This is a genomic window from Nostoc favosum CHAB5714 (genome assembly GCF_020829495.1).
Classification (GTDB): domain Bacteria; phylum Cyanobacteriota; class Cyanobacteriia; order Cyanobacteriales; family Nostocaceae; genus Nostoc; species Nostoc favosum.
In genome coordinates this window covers 53,890-73,753 of record NZ_JAIVFQ010000005.1, presented here as the reverse complement: position 1 = coordinate 73,753, position 19,864 = coordinate 53,890, and the positions used below count along the sequence as shown (strand labels likewise).

Below are 19,864 nucleotides of genomic sequence, written 5' to 3'. Positions count from 1 at the left end.
ATAACTAAATAACCCAAGTTGCTGAATTTGAATAAAAAAGTGCTACTTACAAATTCATATTTCCACTCAGTAACGCCAAATTCCGAGTTTCAATCTCGAAGTTCCGAGTTTCAATCTCGAAGTTCCGAGTTCAAAGGTCGAAGTTCCGAGTTCAAAGGTCGAAGTTCCGAGTTCAAAGGTCGAAGTTCCGAGTTTCAATCTCGAAGTTCCGAGTTCAAAGGTTGAAGTTGCGAGTTCAGAGGTTGAAGTTGCGAGTTCAGAGGTTGAAGTTGCGAGTTCAGAGGTCGAAGTTGCGAGTTCAGAGGTCGAAGCAATAATATTTCCCCCTGCCCCTCACTCCCCATAGGTGTCAACTTAACGTGAAACCCTTGTCAAGACATAATATTGAGTTCATTCACTTACCATTACGATCCGCATTACCCCACCCCGGTTTTGTCTAAAGCCAAAACCGCCCCTCCCCTTGGTAAGGGGAGGGGTAATGCGTATGTGGGACAAGCGTTTGAGCTTAAGTTGACGCCAATGCCCACTCCCCACTACTTCGGCTTCTCTACGAGACGCTACGCGAACGCTCAGTACAAGTCCCCATTCTCGACTCAGTTATAACTACTAGCTTGACGAGTAAACATTAAGTGATACTGTCCGCCTAATGCTATGAGTTCGTCATGAGTGCCTACCTCGATAATTTGACCGTGTTCTAGTACTACTACTCGGTCTGCTAGTTTTGCCAAGGCGAGGCGATGGCTAACTACAACGGCTATTCTTCCCCTCGCCAGAGTACGCAAAATGTTGTAAATCTCATGTTCTGTTTTCGGATCAAGGTTCGCTGTTGGCTCGTCAAGTATGAGTAGTTCGGCTGGAGACAGTCGCAATAAAGCACGAGCAATCGCTAATCTCTGCCATTGTCCCCCTGATAGATCAATACCGCCTTCTAGCTGTTTGCCTAAGAGGGTTTCCAAGCCTTGATCTAGCTTCTCAATTACTCTAGCCAAACCAGCCTCAGCGATCGCTTCTGTAATAGCGTCATCATCCTGCATTTTCGGTAAATTCCCAAAGGCAACATTTTCTCGTACAGTAGTCGGAAAGCGAGCGTAATCTTGCATAACTACGTCAATCCGCGATCGCAAATCTTCTAAGGGGAGCGAGCGTAAATCCCGCCCATTCCAAATAATCGCACCTTGGCTAGGATCATAAAGGCGACATAATAGCTTTGCTAATGTGGTCTTACCAGCACCATTCTCACCCACTAGTACAATCATTTCGTTGGGGTGAATCGTTAGGTTGATGTTTTTCAAGATTGCGCTATCGCTATTCGGATAGGTAAAGGACAGATTTTTGATATCAAGACCTGTCTGTGATGCTTCATACTCAGTTGCATTTAGACCTGATAAAGCTTGCCGATGAGCAGATGAATTTTTGCCATTTCTTTCAAAGTTCCCATTGTTAACAGCCGATTCCCTGACTTCTCCCCATGCCTTTGTGACTGACTTTGATTGCAACTCTGAATGAGAACGGGATAATTGCGGCTCTAACTCTAAAAGCTGGAAAATGGGCGTTGTTGCCAGTGCAATATTATATAACTCTGACCCGCCAGACATCAAATTATCCAAACTTCGACGCACTTCTAAAATTACCCCAGTGTAAAGTGCTAAATCCCCTAAAGTATGGGTTCCACCTAGCACTCCCTGAACTACGTACACATAAGTTAATGCAAAGCCTGAGCCACTGAGTAAAGACCAACTAATAACCGCCGTTGTCCCCCGACGGCGAATCTGTTCCATTGCTTTAAAAATGGTACGGTAAAGTCCGTGCCAACGTTCTAAAAGTAAGGGTTGTAAGCTAAACAAACGTAGTTCTTTAGCGTATGTCTCCCCAGTTAAAACCGTTTTATATAAGTTCATTTCCCGAAGAACACTCGCTTGGGTTTTTTCTACTCTCCAAACTTGCTTACGGTATTTTCTTTCTACATACATAGCAGGGATAACGCAGATAAACAAAATTAGTGGTACCCACCAAGCAAGGGACACCGAAAGGAGTATGGCTGGAATGAAGATAAAAATTCCCTCTAACATCGTCACCAGCCTAAGACAAAGCTCTGGAAGTCGTTGTACTCCCTTTTCGGTCAACTGCACCAAGTTGAGCAAATCGGGTGTTTCAAACAGGGCAATATCTTCAAAAGTGGCAACCTTCTCAATCACTTGTCCTTGGATAAAGCCTTTGACACTCCCCGCCATAAATGGACGGGGATTCTTGGATCTACGACATAGCTTGCTGAATCAGGGTTTCCCCAGATTGAGTAGAGGCTTCATCTCCCCAAGCGTTGCAAGCGATCGCCGCAAAGGTTCCGGTATGCCCTACCGTACCCAATCCCCGACTAAGGATTATTCTCGCTGCGTTTTCGTCTCTATCCATGACGCAACCACACAAACATACATGCGTTCTGCTAGATAGAGTTTTCTGAACAATTCCACCGCAGCTAGAGCATTCTTGACTACTGTATTGCGGATTAACCGCAACCGTGACTCGTTTAAACACTTTACCAAAGTATTCAAGCCAAACACGGAACTGATACCAGGATGCATCGTTAATGGACTTAGCCAAACAATGATTCTTCACCATATTTTTAATCCTCAAATCTTCGTAGGCTATCAAGTCGTTAGACTGAACTACGCACCGCGCTAGTTTTACAGCGTGGTCTTTACGTTGTCTACTTATTTTGAGGTGGCGTTTTCCTAAAATCTGTCTTGCCTTAACCCTATTTTTTGAACCTTTTACCTTTCTGGAAACTCGACGTTGTGAACGCTAGACCCCTAATTTTCGGTAAATAGGCTTTGTATTTTCATGGTGAAAACTCCTCTCTTAAGTTTGATGCTGCATCAATACATAAAAATTTTGAAATTATCAAGTTTTCTATTATTAACAGGCAAAACTAACTTTTATGTATTGACTCTCCTCTCCGCTATGCATAACGGCAGGCTTACGTCAACGGAGAGGGGCTGGGGGTGAGGTTATGCCGGATAAATCCGTAAGCGGCGGTTTGGTTCTTCGCCAAAACTATGCGACTTGAGGCGATAATGTTCTACCAACTCATGCTGCATTTTGCGAACTTGGGGAGAACGCGGCAATAAGTCCACTGGCTGTCCTTTTGGAATCACAATTTGCTCAACAGCAAGTCTAGCTTCTTCCAAGGCATCCATCTCATCATCGCTACCATTGTGCAAAAACAGTTGCAATTCTAGGTCATCGGCCATTTCCGGGTCGTCCATGTTCAGCAACCGCCGCAAACCACGGGTAATTTGGGGTATGGTGCTGGACTTAATCATGTGGATCGGTACATGACGGGCTTTGGCCATTTGGCGTAATTTGGCGTGGTTTTTGACGTGCGATCGCAGTGCTAAAATTGCATCAGCACTATCTATATCTTTTGTCAATACCACGGGCAAAGTTAGCACGCTAATTACCTGTTCTAGTTGATGGCGACTAACGCCATAGGGGTAAACGTGCAGTGGCAAATCTTCACCATTCGGCCCTGGCTGTCTAGTAGCAGCATCCAAATCAATGCTGTCAGAATAATTGAAGGATTCATCCAGCAAACGGTCAAATTCACTGCGTCCAGTTACCCGCTCTACAGGCAATTGCGGCAGTGCTACCATTTGTCCAGATGAACGCCAGCCATTAGAAGGTCGCGCCGGTGGGAAAGATTCTTCCACTGTCGCTAGCTGTCCACCGCGACCGTTAACAACAGCTAACTGCCTTGTAACAGCGATTTTACCGTGGTCATCAACGGTTCTCGTTTGTGGGGTAGGCTGACGCCCCCGCAGCAGATTATCTACTGTGTCAGCAACACTTTCGTGTACTGTCCAGCGTTGGCGCTCCAACATTTCCACAGCAATTTCAAAGGTAGGAGGGGCTTTCCGCTCCAAAACAGTCTTTTGAGAACCTCGCCGTCTAGCTTCATCGTCTCCCAGCGTCACAGCTTGGATACCCCCAACTAAATCAGCCAGGGTGGGGTTTTTAATCAGATTTTCGATCTGATTCCCGTGGGCAGTACCGACCAACTGTACACCCCGTTCCGCAATAGTACGAGCCGCTAAAGCCTCTAGTTCTGTGCCAATTTCATCAATGACAATGACTTCTGGCATGTGGTTTTCCACTGCCTCAATCATCACCTGATGCTGTTGATCTGGATGAGCCACTTGCATCCGCCGAGCGCGACCAATGGCGGGGTGAGCAACATCACCATCCCCAGCTATTTCGTTAGATGTGTCAATAATCACCACTCGCTTTTGCAGATCATCCGCCAAAACACGGGCAATTTCCCGTAAGGCAGTAGTTTTGCCCACGCCTGGACGCCCCAGCATGAGAATCGATTTACCAGTTTCTACCAAATCGCGGATCATGCCAATGGTTCCGAATACCGCTCGACCAACGCGACAAGTCAAGCCAATAATCTTACCCGTGCGGTTGCGGATGGCGCTGATCCGATGCAAAGTTTGCTCAATTCCTGCTCGATTATCTCCGCCAAAGATTCCAACTCTTTGAATACAATCATCTATCTGTTCTTGAGTAACGGGTACTTCGCTCAGATACTCAGCTTGATTAGGAAACCGAGCCTCTGGGCGACGGCCCAAATCCAAGACCACTTCTACTAAACTATCTCGTTTGGGATGACTCTCTAGTACTTGTTGCAGGTCTTGGGGCAAAATGTCTAATAACTTTTGGAGATCGTCTGTAATCGTCATGCTTTCTATGGTGACGTTTTTAGAGATAGCGAGGACATTTGCGTGCAGGAGAACCCGCTTTGGGTAATTTTCCGAAACGAGCAATTAACGCTCCTGCTGTGACTTGATCTGGGAAACGAGAGAATGGGCAAGTTTTACAGCTTGCCAAAGTAATACGTCATTTTCTTCGAGGCGAAGATTCGCTTGCACATTGGTGTTACTTACCTCCTTATTCTCTAACTGTTCGAGAATTGGTGACAGCAGTACGCGGGCGTAGCTACCGTAGGCGACCCCGGCGATGGAGGATGAGGGGGATGAGGGGGATGAGGGGGATGAGGGGGATGAGGGGGATGAGGGGGATGAAGAAGAATTTACTTCCCTATCTCCCCCTGCTCCCTCATCTCCCCCTGCTCCCCCTGCTCCCTCATCTCCCCCTGCTCCCCCTGCTCCCCCTGCTCTCTTCAGTAGTCCCATTGCCTTTAACTTAGCAACGGTATAACTATTAGTGCCGCCTGCTAACTGCACATATCCCGGTAACTTAGCTGCCAAAACTTTTTGCCCTAATTTCACCGAGGCTATTGTGGTGCCATCGCCAATATCACCACTCATAGGACGGCCGTCGGTTTGCCAAATTAAGGCACTCTTGAGTGGGGCAATCAGGTCATATACTGCTCTTAGGTAGTTAATCATCCCCTCGCCATCGGGACAGCTGATAGCTAGTAGCTTTAATTGATCAGCCCACGGTGAAATTGCCTGCCATAATTGCTCAAATTCTGTCAACCGCCCAACTTTTGTATGGATTTCTACGGCATCTACTCCCGTTGACATTACCAATGGCGCGATCGCTCCCGGCGTTGACATATATGAACTTGTATCAATTATACTATATGGGCAAACTGGTATACAACGACCGCAGCCATAGCACTTTTCTGATATTACTCCGGAAAAGTTTTCTTTGTTAAACACAATTGCTTGTGCCGGACAAATCCGTTCACAGGGTCTAGGGCAGTCTGTAGGACACTCAGTAGGATTAAATTCTGCTTTCCGAAAATGGGGGTCTTCTCCATCGTTCAGGCTTACCATCAAAAAGGGTGAGTTACCTTTGTAGCTAAAGCCTCGCTTTTGGGCATCCGTAGCCAGAGATTTGGCTACTTGTAGCCCTGCTTGCGCCGCTGCAATCACTGCTGGATCAGCTGCAACATCTATGCAGTCAGCGCCCGCCAAAGTATAGGCTAACGTTAAACTTCTGACTGCCGGTAAATGCTGGAAGCTGGCTCCGCAGATCAGCTTGAACCAGTCACCTTGCTTGAGAGATTGTAAAGGGGCGAACAGATCAGTCACTATTCTATTATGCGTTTATGCGACTAAAAATAGTAGTCCGCGATCAAGAAAAAGTCCGGATTTCTTGATTCAGGGCATTGGGCATTGGACATGGGGGATTGGGCGCTTGTACGTAGGTTAAAAGCTAACAATTACAGCTAATGCAGCACCTAAAACAGCTACAGGAACAACAAAAGTTAATTGGAGCGATCGCTCTTGATATTCGCAAGTCCTTGAAGTTTCAAGATATCTTCGCTAAGAGTGTCAAAGAAGCCCGCCAGTTACTCAAGGCTGATCGCGTGTTAGTGTATCAATTTACTCATCAAATGGGGGGTAAAGTCATAGCTGAGTCGGTATTATCCCAATGGACACCAACCTTGGGACTGGAGATTGAAAATACCGATTTTCAGCAAAGCCAAGGGGAAGAATACTACCAAGGAAAAATCTGGGCAGCGACGAACATCTACGAAGCGGGTTTAAGCGATCGCCATATTCAACTTTTGGAACAGTTTCAAATCAAGGCGAATTTAGTTGTCCCCATTTTGTTAGATAACCAAGGGACTTCAGCAGTTGAATGGGGACTATTCATCGTGCATCAATGTTCTGCCCCCCGCCAATGGCAAACATTTGAGGTAGAATTTCTCAACCAACTGACGGTGCAACTAGCGATCGCTATCCAACAAGCCCAACTCTACCACAACCTGCAAACCCTCAAGGCCGAGTTAGAAGCCAAAGTGGAGGAACGCACTACTGCACTACAGGAAAGCGATTGCCGATTCCGTGTATTCTATAACACTTTCCAATTCACAGGACTGCTAACGCCAGATGGCATTTTACTAGAGACGAACCAGACTGCGCTCACTTTTGGCGGGCTTAAGCTTGAAGATGTGATTAATCGCCCTTTTTGGGAAGCACACTGGTGGACGATTTCACCTCAAACTCAAGAAGAATTAAAACAAGCGATCGCTCGTGCAGCTCAAGGGGAGTTTGTCTGCTATGAAGTTGATGTTCTCGGCGCAAATAACCGAGTAGCAACAATCGATTTTTCACTGCGTCCGCAGCAAAATGAGACGGGTGAAGTCGTTTTGTTGATTCCAGAAGGACGAGATATTACCGAACGCAAAGCAACAGAACTTGCCTTGTCTGAGCGTGAAGTGATGTTGTACTTGATTGGAGATAATCTGCCTAATGGCGCAGTTTATCGGGTAATCCGCGAATTGGATGGTAGCGATCGCTTTTCCTACCTGAGTGAGGGAATTGAAAGACTGATGGAAGTCAAGGCAGAAGATGCACTCAAAGATTCATCTCTGCTTTATCGCCAGTTTATTCCAGAGGATATCCCCCGCCTACGGACAGCCGTTGCAGAGTCCCGCCTGAATCTGTCTGTGTTTGATATTCAACTGCGAATCCGAACGCCCAGTGGTAAACTCAAATGGTTTCATTTCCGTTCTACACCACGTCAGTTGAAAAATGGGCGTGTGGCTTGGGATGGACTGGTGGTAGATGTCACCGACCTCAAGCGCAGTGAAGAAATATTGCGTCAAAGTGAAGAACGTTGGCAATTAGCGATCGCAGGTACTGATGAAGGAATTTGGGATTGGGACATATCTACGAATCAAACCTTCCGGTCTGAGCGTTGGTTCACAATTTTGGGATATGAACCTAACGAACTTAGCAATTGTGATGATGAGTGGAGTATTCGCATTCATCCTGATGATTATACCAGAGTCATAGCTGCACAAAAAGCTTATTTGCTTAGGCAAGTTGCCGATTATAACCTTGAATATCGTCTGCGGTGCAAGGATGGCAGTTATCGCTGGGTGCGATCGCGGGCAAAAGCTATCTGGAATGAACAAGGAAATCCCGTTCGATTGGTCGGTTCACTTGGGGACATTAGCGAACACAAACAAGCTGAGGAAAAACTCCAACAAAGTGAAGCGCAGCTAGCCACTACTCAACAGATCGCCCATATCGGCAGTTGGGAATGGAACTTAGAAACTAAAAAACGCTCCTGGTCAATGGAAACTTTTCGCGTTTTTGGTCTAAATCCAACTCAAAGCGAACCCACCCAGGCAGAATTCCTCCAGATGGTTCACCCAGAGGATCGAGAACTGTTCCAGACCAATTTTGAACAGGCGATTGCCCAAGAAACCCCTTTCAATATTGAGTATCGAATTGTCCGACCCGATGGCTCAGTCCGCTACCTTGAGGCGAAAGCAGAGATAGTTTATAATCCCCAAGGGAATGCAGTTAAGTTGTTAGGATCTATCCTAGATATTACACAACGAAAACAAACTGAATTAGAAATCATTCGTAGTCGTGATCTTCTAGAAGCTGTTTATAATGAATCTGCTGATGCGCTTTTTCTTGTGGATGCAGAAACTTTACTCACCACTGACTGTAACGATCAAGCAGTAAAGCTATTTGCAGCCTCTAGCAAAGCTGAACTCACTAATATTGAAGGTCACACTCTGCAAAAACAACAGTTCACCCCTGATGAGTTAACCTCCATAACTGAAGAAATGAACCAGCAAGGGTTTTGGAGTCGAGAAATTGAATATGTTACCAAGCAGGGCAAATCCTTTTGGGGAAACATAGCAGCCAAACAAATCACAGTCGCTGGCAATGTGATGAACCTGGTACGAGTCACGGATATCACTGCGTTTAAGCGTGTTGCAGAAGATCGCAAGCAAGCAGAAGCAGCCCTGCAAGAAAGTGAAGCCCGGTTCCAGGCATTTATGGACAATAGCCCCGTGCTAGCTTGGATCGCTGATGCGGACGGGCGTGTACTTTACTCAAACCAAACATACCTGCGGATATTTAAATTACTACCCGAACAGGTGATTGGACAATCCATTTTTGATCTCTACCCAGATGAAATTGCTCGGCAGCATTTTGATCACATCCAGACAGTTATACAGACAAATCAGGTAATTGAGGCGATCGAAGTTGCTTCCCGACCAGACGGCACCCTTGGAGAGTTCTTGGTATATAAGTTCCCGATTCTAGGATTGTCTGCACAAAAGCTAGTGGGTAGGGTGGCGATCGACATCACAGAACGTAAGATTTTGGAGCGAGAACTGGCTCACAAGCAAAAGTTATTGGATAGCTTCATCAATAGCGCACCCGTTGGTATAACCATTCTGGATGGGGATCTGCGTTTCTCATTGATTAATGAAGCATTAGCAGAAATTAATGGCATTCCCGCAGCCGAGCATATTGGCAAAACTCTGTGCGAGATTGTCCCTGATTTGACACCAAGGCTCGAACCGATCTTTGAACATGTTTTAACCACGGGTGAAGCGATTCTGGATTTTGAGATCAGTGGCGAAACTCCAAAACTGCCCGGTGTAATCAGAACTTGGCTAGCTTCCTACTTTCCGATTCAGTCTGAAGCCGATCAACCCATTAGTATGGGCATTGTTGTAGTTGAAATCAGCGATCGCAAACGCGCTGAACAAATGTTACAACTACAAGCAGTGATTACCCGTAATATGGCAGAGGGAATTTGCCTAATTCATGCCACAGATAGCGTGTTTGTCTACGCTAATCCTAAATTTGAGCAGATGTTTGGCTATGAACCTGGTGAATTAATCGGTCAGCATGTGTCGATTGTCAACTACGGTGACGAACATACTACACCTGAAGAAGTTTACCAGGCGATTAGGACTGCTGTCTTGCAACACGGTGAGTCCACTTATGAAGTTTATAATGTTAAAAAAGATGGTACTCCGTTCTGGTGTAGGGCGAAAGCTTCCGTTTTTGAGCATCCTGAGTATGGAAGCGTCCTTGTGGCTGTCCAACAAGACATCACCGAGCATAAGCAAACGCAGGAAAAAATCAAAGCCTCTCTGAAAGAAAAGGAGGTATTACTTAAGGAAATTCACCATCGGGTGAAAAACAATTTAGGAATTGTCAGCAGTTTGCTGCAAATGCAGTGCAGACGTACACAAGATCCTCTGGTGACACCTATTCTGCGCGATAGCCAAAACCGCATTGCCTCCATTGCCTTGGTTCATGAAAAGTTATACCGCTCTGAAGACCTCGCTGATATTGATTTCGCTCAATACATCCCAGATTTAACAACTCATTTATTTGATTCCTATAACGTCAGTTCTAGCCAAATTCAACTGAAGATTCAAGTTGATAATGCTAGCCTCGACATCGAAACCGCCATTCCCTGTGGCTTGATTATCAATGAACTGGTTTCCAATGCTTTGAAATACGCCTTTGTTGGTAATCGTAGAGGGGAAATTGAGGTTAAGTTTTATCAAGAATCCGAGTCTACTTTGGCACTGATTATTCGAGATAATGGCATTGGTTTACCTGAAAATTTTGATAGCAAAAAGGCTAAAACACTTGGCATAACCCTTGTCCAAGGTTTAGTCAAGCAACTGAGGGGAAAGCTCGAAATTGACTCTCACCACGGAACACAGTTCAAAATTACTTTTACAAACAGCCGTGCATGAACACAATTGACATCCCATCAAACATACATACAAAGCAGACAGTTAGAATCCTCGTTGTTGAAGACGAATATATTCTTGCGATTAATTTGCAAGAAAGTTTAGAGTCTCTGGGATACACTGTTTTAGATATAGCCGATTCCGCAGAAGGGGCAATTGTAAAAGCAACCGAATTACGCCCAAACCTGATTTTAATGGATATCAGGTTACGGGGTGAAATAGATGGTATACAGGCAGCAGAGAAAATTTGGCAGAATTTGCAAATTCCTGCTATCTACGTCACAGGACATTCTGATAAAAGTACTGTAGAGCGGGCAACGCTGACATCCCCCTTTGGATATATTCTCAAACCAATTAAAGAGCAAGAACTCTACGTTGCCATTCAAACAGCACTCAATCGTTATGAACACGAACAATTTTTGAGTTCTGTGCTTCGAGGAATGGGGGACGGGGTGATCGTAGTCGATCTTCAGTTAACCATTAAGTATCTAAATCAGGTAGCTGAAGCATTGACAGGGTGGCGATGGAATGAAGCCAAGGGACGAATGTTAACCGAGGTGTTCAAGCTCGTTGATGAACAAACTCAGATCCCCGCTCAAAATCCAATTATCGCAGCTCTGCAACAAGAAACTACTATCTATCTAGGCAGTCGCATCTTACTAGTTGCTAGAGACGGGACAAGTATACCAGTAGCTGATAGCGCTACTCCTCTGAGAAATAATAATGGTGTAATTACAGGAGCCGTACTAGTTTTTCGGGATGACACGCAACGACGATTAACCGAAGAACAAAATCTCGCAGATGAACGTGCCCAACAACTAGAAATTCAAGTGGCAGAATTCCAACGGCTAAACCAGTTGAAAGAGGATTTTCTCGCAACCACTTCTCATGAAATGCGAACGCCTTTGTCAAACATCAAAATGACCATTTCCGTGCTAGAAAATATTCTTGATCGGCAGGGTATCTTAAATTCAAACGCACTTTCCCCATCTGAATCTGTAGCCCGCTACTTAACTATCCTGCGTGAACAGTGCGAACAAGAACTAGATTTAGTAGACAATTTACTGTATATGCGAATGATTGATGCAGATGTCTATCCGTTGGAATTAACTTCAATTCAACTTCAAACCTGGCTGCCTCACGTTGCCGAGTATTTTGGTGAAAGGGCTGGAGCTAGGCAACAGACTTTGCAAGTTAGTGTTCCTCCAAATTTACCACCTTTAATTTCAGACTTGGCTAGCTTAACCGAAATTGTCTCAGAGTTACTCAACAATGCTTGTAAATATACTCCTCCTGATGAACAGATTATGGTGAATGTTCGGGTAATCGACACCACAAAAAGTCTAATAAATGAGGATGCTGAATCTGGTGTATTAGATAATCTTCAAGTTTCCTACTTTCAAATCACAATTAGCAATTCTGGGGTAATAATTCCTAAAAAAGAACAATCTCGAATCTTTGAGCCGTTTTACCGAATTCCTCAAAGCGATCGCTGGGAACATGGCGGTACAGGATTAGGTTTAGCATTAGTGAAGAAGTTAGTAGAATATCTCCAAGGCACAATTGAAGTTACCAGTTCTCAGGGCTGGACAACGTTCACAGTTCAATTGCCGTTAACCCTGTCAGAGTGATTAGTGACACAACGTATCCATCAGCAGTTAAACTTTGATTCCCCCTTCAAACGACAATTTACCGAGTTTGCTGTTGGCTAACGCTCTTGTTGCTCGATGGGAATTTCGATCGCAAACTCTGCTCCTTTGCCAACAGATGAGTTACAGGTAATCTGTCCTCGGTGTTTTTGCACAATAATTTGATAACTAATCGATAACCCTAGCCCACTACCTTTGCCCACAGGTTTTGTGGTAAAAAATGGGTCAAATAAACGCGATCGCAACGACTCTTCAATACCAGGGCCATTATCTGCGATCGCAATTTTGACCATGTTCAAGCCTGTTAACTCTGTGTGAATCCGAATTTGGGGAGTAGGGAGTAGGGAGTAGGGAGTAAAAGATTGGTTCCCCACTCCCCACCCCCCACTCCCCACTTCCTTTTCTGAAGATTGGTTCCTCACTCCCCACTCCCGTTCGGCTACGCTCACGGCAAGCCCACTCCCCACTCCCTCTTCTATTGCATCAATAGCATTATTCAACAGATGCATAAGTACTTGGTTTAATTCACTTGCATAACAAGTGACTAGGGGCAAGTTACCATAATCTTTCACTACAACAATTGCGGGATGGTCTGCTGTTTCCCTGAGTCTATGTTGTAACATCACCAAAGTGTTTTCGATGTCTTCATGGATATTTACCCGCTTCATCTGTGCTTCATCATGCCGAGAAAAGTGTTGTAGCGCTAGTACAATTTCCCGAATGCGATCAGATCCTCTATACATTGCACCTATCAGGTTTTGCAGATCCGTAATCATAAAATTCAGGTCTATATCTTTAGCTATTTGCTGAATTTTTGATGTGGCTTTGGGATATTCCTGTTGATAAGCTTCAATCAGATTAATTAGGTCTTGCACATATTGACCAGCATATTGGAGATTCCCATAAATAAAACTGATAGGGTTATTAATCTCATGAGCAACCCCAGCCACTAACTGTCCCAGTGCCACCATCTTTTCGCTCTGAATCTGTTTAACTTGAGAGGCTTTCAAGTCGTCAAGAGCTTGTTGGAGTAAAAAGTTTTTTTCTTGCAGTTGAACTTGAAGCAAACGTAAATTAATCTGATTTTCAATTCGCAAGACAACCTCTGCCCCATGAAAAGGTTTTGCAATATAATCTACACCACCAACATCAAAGGCTTTTACTTTATCTACAATATCATCCAGGGCGCTAATAAAAATTACTGGGACTTCACAAGTCTTCTCGTCAGCTTTCAGCTGTTGACAAACTTGATAGCCATCCATGTCTGGCATCTTGATATCCAGCAAAATCACATCTGGCAAAACCATTTGGCAAGCAGTTAGTGCCATTTTACCGTTTAAGGCTTTGCGAACTTCAAAACCTTGTGCAGTCAACATTGCCGATAAAAGCCGCAAATTATCTGGCGTATCATCGACCACCAAAATATTTCTTTTATAATGGTTAGTTTGATTTAAATGCATTATGTATAAAAAGCTATATTTATAATAATTGAGTATAGTAAATACTTGTTTTAAATAATCCTAAAAAATTCTTATCAATTTCACCAGAATACTTGTATTTATAGTCTAACTCCCACAGTGGTTGGAGAGTTTTAGCGACTACCACAGCTATTAGTCAATTAGGAGCTTTGCGAACTTGATAGCCCGGTTACAGTAGTATAGTAGATAATACAGGCAGATTATCTAGCCGAGCGTCAAAAATTAAATTTTTCCAAGTGTTATTTGATAGCTAAGTAAGTAGGCACAATTAAACCGAACTGTGTAAATTTATGTAAAGCGCCAGAAACACTTTTAATATCAGCTTTTAAGCGATTTACATTTCTTAATCTAGTTATATTTTTTAGCGCCCACCTACTTACCATTGAGGTGCTGCGGCAAGTAACTTAGTAACCAATTGTTCTTCTATGGGTTTAGAAAACAAATATCCTTGAGCAAAATTACAGTTTAAAGTTCTTAATTGGGCTAACTGTTCTTGTGTTTCGACACCTTCTGCGATCGCACTCATTCCCATTGAGTTAGCAATGCCAATCATTGCTGGTACTAGCCCCATATCCTCTTTGTTTTCTTGCATACGTTTAACGAAAGATTTATCAATTTTGAGTGCATTCAAAGGAAAGCTGTGTAGGTAACTTAAAGAGGAATATCCTGTACCGAAGTCATCCATAATCAACTTTATTTTTCGCTGCTTTAGTTGGTGAAGAATTATTGCAATTGCATTAGAATTTTCCATAATTACACTTTCTGTAATTTCTAATTCTAAGTATGCAGGATTTATGTTATTTACATAAATTATTCGGTCAATTTGATCTACTAAATTAGGCTGTGAAAATAACCTAGCACTCAAATTGACACTCATAGTTAGAGGTTCTGGTGTCACTGGATGATGTTGCCAAATGCTGAGTTGATGACAAGCTGACTGTAATACCCAAGTATTGATGGCATTAATCAAACCTGTTTCTTCTGCCACAGGAATAAATTCTATGGGAGAAACCAGACCGCGAATCGGATGTCGCCAGCGCACCAAGGCTTCAAATCCAGAAATTCTGCCTGTAGTCAGTGAAACAATTGGTTGATAATAAACGAGGAATTCTTGTCTTTCAACAGCCCTTCGCAGATCATTTTCTAACTCTAAAAGCTGAATAGCTTCTTGATGCATCGCTGGATTGAAAACGTGATATTTGGCTCTTCCTTGAGCCTTAGCCCGATACATTGCCGTATCAGCATCCCGCAGCAAATATTCTGGGCGCTCGTAATCTTTATTGCCCCAACTAATCCCAATACTGGCATTCATAAATACTTCATATCTGGACAGCTTAAAAGCGAGTGATAGCTGTTGCAGAATTTGTTCGGCAACTTGGATTGCCATATTGATATGTGTGATATCTTCTAAGATAATTCCAAATTCGTCACCGCCCAGTCGTGCTAGAGTATTAATAGGTGTCAGACATGCTTGCAGGCGAGAAGCGATGGCTATCAGCAATTCATCTCCCACCAGATGTCCAAGGGAATCATTGATAACTTTGAAGCGATCGCAGTCCAAAAAAAGGAGTGCAAACTGATAACTAGATTCTTGCTTTGCCCGATTTAAAGCATTTTCTAGTCGCCTAATAAACAAAACTCGGTTTGGTAATCCAGTCAGGGAATCATGCAGCGCTATGTCTAACAGTTGACTTTGCAATTTCTGGCGGGAATTTATTTCTTCTTGGAGTTTTTGGAGAGTTTTTTCTAGCTCCCCAGTCCGCTGTTTTACCCGATCTTCCAGTTCGACATTTAGCTTCAATATTTCTAATCGCGCCGACCTCAATGCCAGTTGATTTTGCACGCGCACTAAAACTTCTTGAAACTCAAAAGGTTTGGTGATGTAGTCTACACCACCTACCTTAAAGGCTTTAACTTTGTCAAAAACATCATCTAAAGCGCTAATAAAAATCACCGGAATATCGGCTGTTAGCTCCCAAGCTTTAAAGGTCTGACAAACTTCATAGCCATCTACTTCTGGCATCATAATATCAAGTAGAATCAAATCCGGTAATACTGTTTGAGTTGCGGTCAGTGCCATTTGCCAGTTCAAGGCTTTACGAACGTTATACCCTTCCCTTGTCAAGATCGACGATAAAACCCGGAGGTTATCCGCCATATCGTCAATGATCAAAATATCTTTTTTATTAAGGTCTAAATGCTCGTGATTCATTCTACGTTTGTTTTAGTCAATTCCATGATTTTCTCAAACTGGTAGTTATTCGCTAAATCCCGGAGAACTTTGAAAACTTGACTATTATCTGATGGAATTTGCTTGAGTAACTCTAAAATCAGTTCATCGCTACAGCTAGCTGCGGCATAGTAAATATGTTGGAGCCACTCAGGGGACATTTCTGATAAATGGCTCAGGAGTTCGGTAACACTGATAAACATCGGTGTAGCTTCATCGACAACTGTTGTGTTTGTGTTTTCTACTTGGTTGGTATACTTTAAACCTAGATGTTGGCTCAGTTTTTCCAATAATACTTCTTGTATGAATGGCTTGCGAATAAAATCATCGCAGCCAATGGACAAAATTTTCTGGCGTTCTTCTTCAAAGGCGCTAGCAGTTAGGGCAATAATGATCGTGTTTGTATTAGAGCAACTCTGCTCTGCCCCAGACAAGTCATCAGGGGGAGCTAGGGCTGTTGGCGATCGCTTTGCGGCACTATTGGCATCATTTTCCATGACACTAGTTGCTTCTGGTGTAGGGGACGCTGTGCCTAGCTGGGTTTTGAATAGCGGTACAACGAGAACTTCGGACTCGCCGGAATCGGGGAACCCGGACGCAAGGTACTGGCTCCCTGACGACAGCAGCTGTTCCGATTTTGGGAACCTCCGCAACGTATTGGCTGCCCTATACCCTATTTGTTTAGCTTTAATTATTCTTGTCGCTTCGTAACCGTCCATAACCGGCATTCGCATATCCATAAAAATCAAGTGTGGTTGCCAAGATTCCCAATTAGCAACTGCTTCACTACCATCTATAGCTTCCCTGACTTCAAAGCCAACAAATGTGAGAATTTTAACTAACAACATCCGGCTTTCTTGGGAGTCGTCAACTACTAAGATACGGTATGCTTTCTCAGTAGGTGCTAAAGCTAGAGTTTGGTATCTAATTTGGTTTGTTGGGATTTCTCTGGGGCAAGTTAGAGCAATCTGAATATCAAAGGCAAATCTACTACCGACACCAGGGATACTGTTGACAGTAATATCTCCTCCCATCAGTTGCACGTATTTCCGGCTAATCGCCAAACCCAGTCCCGTCCCTTGTTGGGATTTTCTGCCGATTTCGGTTTGCTCAAAAGCTTCAAACAACAAGTCAAGTTCTTGTGGGGCAATACCGCAGCCAGTGTCTTGTACCTCGAAGAAGAGATGAGGGGGATGAGGGGGATGAGGGGGATGAGGAAGATTTTGCTCCCTCATCTCCCCCTGCTCCCTCATCTCCCCCTGCTCCCCATCCCAGCCCCCAGCCCCCAGTCTCACCCGTAGTGTCACCCTCCCAGTATTAGTAAATTTAATGGCATTTCCCAAAAGGTTGAGCAAGACTTGACACAGTTTATTTTCGTCCGTTTCTATGTATTTAGGAATGTTTTGTGCATATTCAAACACTAGTTCTAAATTTTTAGATGCAGCACTTGCGTGTTGCATCTCTTCTAACTTCTTCAATACATGAATTAAGTCAAAGCTGCTGGTGTTTAATGTGATTCTGCCAGCTTCGATTTTGGACATTTCTAGGATGTCGTTAATTAAGTTGAGTAGATGTTCGCCAGCACGATTAATAATTGCCAAGTTTTCTTGATGTTCGCCAGATAGCGAATAATCTCGGCTCATGACTTGGGTAAAACCGAGAATGGCATTGAGTGGGGTACGCAGTTCGTGGCTCATGTTAGCAAGGAATTCGCTTTTAGCGAGGTTAGCGGCGGTGCTTCGCGCCGCTTCACGAACAGCTGCTTGTTGTTCCTGTGCGGCAATTTTTTGCGACTGAATCAGTTCTTGTTGGGTGATTTGCAGTTGCTCGATAGCTTGCTGGAACTGTTCAGTACGTTTTTTTACTTGAGCCTCTAAGGTGCGATTGTATTCTGCTAATAAGTTTTCTGCTTGTTTGCGTTGGGTAATATCAAAAAATGTTGCGATCGCAAAAGCAAGATTTCCTGATTCATCATAAATTGGCTTTCCCAAAACTTCAATGGGAATAATCTTGTCAGAATGGCGAATTTCCATATCATCGATCCTGGTGCTTTCCCCAAGCAATGCTCTCAAAATCGGCAGGCGATCGCTGGGGTAAAGTTGATCTGTCCCGGCAAGGTAAGCTTGATATACCTCTGACAATTGTTCGCCGCTAACTTTTGCGTAGACGCGTAGCGGTGAGGGGGTCGCAGTCTTGGCGGTTCCCGTCGATTGCGACCCCCCGAACCCGAAGGGCTTGTCGTTAGACATCGCTCCTTGACCTAGAATTTGCTGCCCAATATTATTTGTGTAATAAGGTTTACCTTCAGCATCTATGATAAATACACCTATCGGCATGGCTTCTAAAAATTGAGTTAGCCGACTCTGACTGTGAGATAGCGCCTCATTTAAGACTTGCATCTGAGCATTCTTTGCTGACAAAGTACTAAAGGATGCTTGGAGTTCCTTTGCCATAGTTTCAAATGACTTGGCTAGTTCCCCTAGTTCATCCGAACGCTGAATTTCTGGTATTTGCTCCCATTCACCTTTAGCAATTTTCTTCGCTGATGTGTTTAATTGTAAAATCGGCTTGATTACCCAGCGACTAGTGAAAATCCCAATTATTGTAGCGACTAAAAAAGCAACTATGCACAGCAAAATAGTGATGCGGGTGTTGGCATTAATTTGCTCCATAAATTCGCCTTCGGGAATCACCGCCACAATTAGCCAATCTAAACCCAGTTCATCCCTCCAGTTTTTTACCTGCACAAAATAACGCATTCCATCGGCGGTAAAACTTAGCTGTTGCTTCCCAACAACAAACCCAAGACTGCCAAAGCGTTTGATCAAAGACTGGGTTGTGAGTCGAATTAAAGAATCTTCAGTGTCTAATGCCGATAGGCGTTTTGCTTGACGATTAATGATGGTATATGGTGACTCAGTACTAGAAGAAGCCACTATTAACCCGGAACGCTCTAAAATAAAAGTTTTACCCGATTGTTTGGTGTTTAAGTTGGCTAAAAAATTGCCGATTTGTGACAATAGCAAATCAACACTAATCACCCCAACAAGTTTCTGATTTTTATCGTAAACAGGATAGCTAGAAGATATGGATAGGACTTCTGGTTTATCTTCCCATTGATAAATTTGACTCCAAACGGGTTTGCCCATCTTAGCTGCATCTGCATACCACGCTTCTACACGAGGATCGTAATTTTTAACTTGTTGAAGCTGGCGGCGATTCCCTTTCAAGTCTGTATCGTAAACATAAAGTTTCCCGATGCCATGCTTTTCGGTAACTTCATTAATTAAGAGCGTGCCATTATCTAAACGTTCAATACCGATAAACTCACCTTTGGAATTGGCAAAGCTGTTGTAGCCAACATTAAAAACCTGCATTTGTTTCCAAAAATAATTTCCGGTGGTTTTAAAGTCTGAAAGGTTGAGCAAATCTAGCTCAACCGCATCTAAGTTGATTTGATTGATTTGCTTCGGGGTTGTTAAATGCCTATCAAGATGCTGTTCAATGCGAGCGCAGATTTCATTTTCTAGTTGCGTAGCAAGCTCCGTTACCGCTTTTTGGCCGTTTTGATACGAAAGATAGCCCACAAGTCCCACCGCCCCACAAATTTGCAATATAAAGGGCACAATCAGAACATACCTCAGGGGCATATTGGCATAAACTTTGCCAACTAAGCGATTAATAGATTTGACGGGCTGAAGTTTGGATAACATTGTTGTTTAATTCTTCCCCAGCATATATTAGGGGTATTGTTGCCATATCAGCTACACTTAATATCAGGAGAATTACGGCGTATTATGCTTTTAATATGACATATGTTTTTCTCTACTTAGTATAAAAAAATAAATAAATTTTACTTTCTACTTCTTTGAGTGGCTAAATTCCCCCAACGCCTAATTTTCAGACTTTGCGGCCGCACCTAAATTTACTCAGTTTTATCAGATTTTCTCGGATGAACTGAAATTTAACGGATAAGCTACAGTATGCCATTCTAAAATTCAGG

General features: G+C 43.6%; 9 protein-coding genes and 1 pseudogene. 2 read left to right on the top strand and 8 right to left on the bottom strand.

The features are described from left to right. Positions 1-194 precede the first annotated feature (194 nt). From LC586_RS05715 to ldpA, 5 genes and pseudogenes are all read right to left on the bottom strand, one after another. Positions 195-344, bottom strand: coding sequence for a hypothetical protein (locus LC586_RS05715; RefSeq protein WP_229483593.1), 150 nt, complete (start codon positions 342-344; stop codon positions 195-197). A gap of 249 nt (positions 345-593) precedes the next feature. Continuing rightward, the gene (locus tag LC586_RS05710; RefSeq protein WP_229483591.1) at positions 594-2,231 is read right to left on the bottom strand and encodes an ABC transporter ATP-binding protein; all 1,638 of its coding nucleotides are present in this window, start codon (positions 2,229-2,231) and stop codon (positions 594-596) included. 22 nt (positions 2,232-2,253) lie between these two features. Next, positions 2,254-2,799 (bottom strand): annotated as a pseudogene (locus LC586_RS05705) (RNA-guided endonuclease InsQ/TnpB family protein); the annotation flags it as partial. Positions 2,800-3,005: 206 nt separating this feature from the next. Beyond that, complete coding sequence (locus LC586_RS05700) at positions 3,006-4,739, bottom strand: R3H domain-containing nucleic acid-binding protein (protein ID WP_229483589.1); 1,734 nt, start codon at positions 4,737-4,739, stop codon at positions 3,006-3,008. Between the two features lie 84 nt (positions 4,740-4,823). Continuing rightward, on the bottom strand, positions 4,824-6,059 hold the full coding sequence (ldpA, locus tag LC586_RS05695) for a circadian clock protein LdpA (protein WP_229483587.1): 1,236 nt from the start codon (positions 6,057-6,059) through the stop codon (positions 4,824-4,826). Positions 6,060-6,199: 140 nt separating this feature from the next. Between ldpA and LC586_RS05690 the strand changes: the two genes are divergently transcribed. Both LC586_RS05690 and LC586_RS05685 read left to right on the top strand, forming a co-directional pair. Continuing rightward, positions 6,200-10,507: a PAS domain S-box protein gene (locus tag LC586_RS05690; protein WP_229483585.1), complete on the top strand. Its 4,308-nt coding sequence runs from the start codon at positions 6,200-6,202 to the stop codon at positions 10,505-10,507. Continuing rightward, complete coding sequence (locus tag LC586_RS05685) at positions 10,504-12,135, top strand: hybrid sensor histidine kinase/response regulator (protein WP_229483583.1); 1,632 nt, start codon at positions 10,504-10,506, stop codon at positions 12,133-12,135. The genes LC586_RS05690 and LC586_RS05685 overlap by 4 nt, the downstream gene beginning before the upstream one ends. A 77-nt stretch (positions 12,136-12,212) precedes the next feature. On the opposite strand, the gene LC586_RS05680 is transcribed toward LC586_RS05685, so the two are convergent. From LC586_RS05680 to LC586_RS05670, 3 genes are all read right to left on the bottom strand, one after another. Further along, a complete protein-coding gene (locus LC586_RS05680) occupies positions 12,213-13,613 on the bottom strand; it encodes a hybrid sensor histidine kinase/response regulator (RefSeq protein ID WP_229483581.1) in 1,401 nt (466 codons plus the stop codon). Positions 13,614-14,007: 394 nt separating this feature from the next. Continuing rightward, positions 14,008-15,843, bottom strand: a complete 1,836-nt coding sequence (locus LC586_RS05675; RefSeq protein WP_229483579.1) for a two-component system response regulator — start codon at positions 15,841-15,843, stop codon at positions 14,008-14,010. Further along, positions 15,840-19,574, bottom strand: a complete 3,735-nt coding sequence (locus LC586_RS05670) for an ATP-binding protein (protein WP_229483577.1) — start codon at positions 19,572-19,574, stop codon at positions 15,840-15,842. Before LC586_RS05670 ends, LC586_RS05675 begins: the two co-directional genes overlap by 4 nt. Positions 19,575-19,864: the final 290 nt, after the last annotated feature.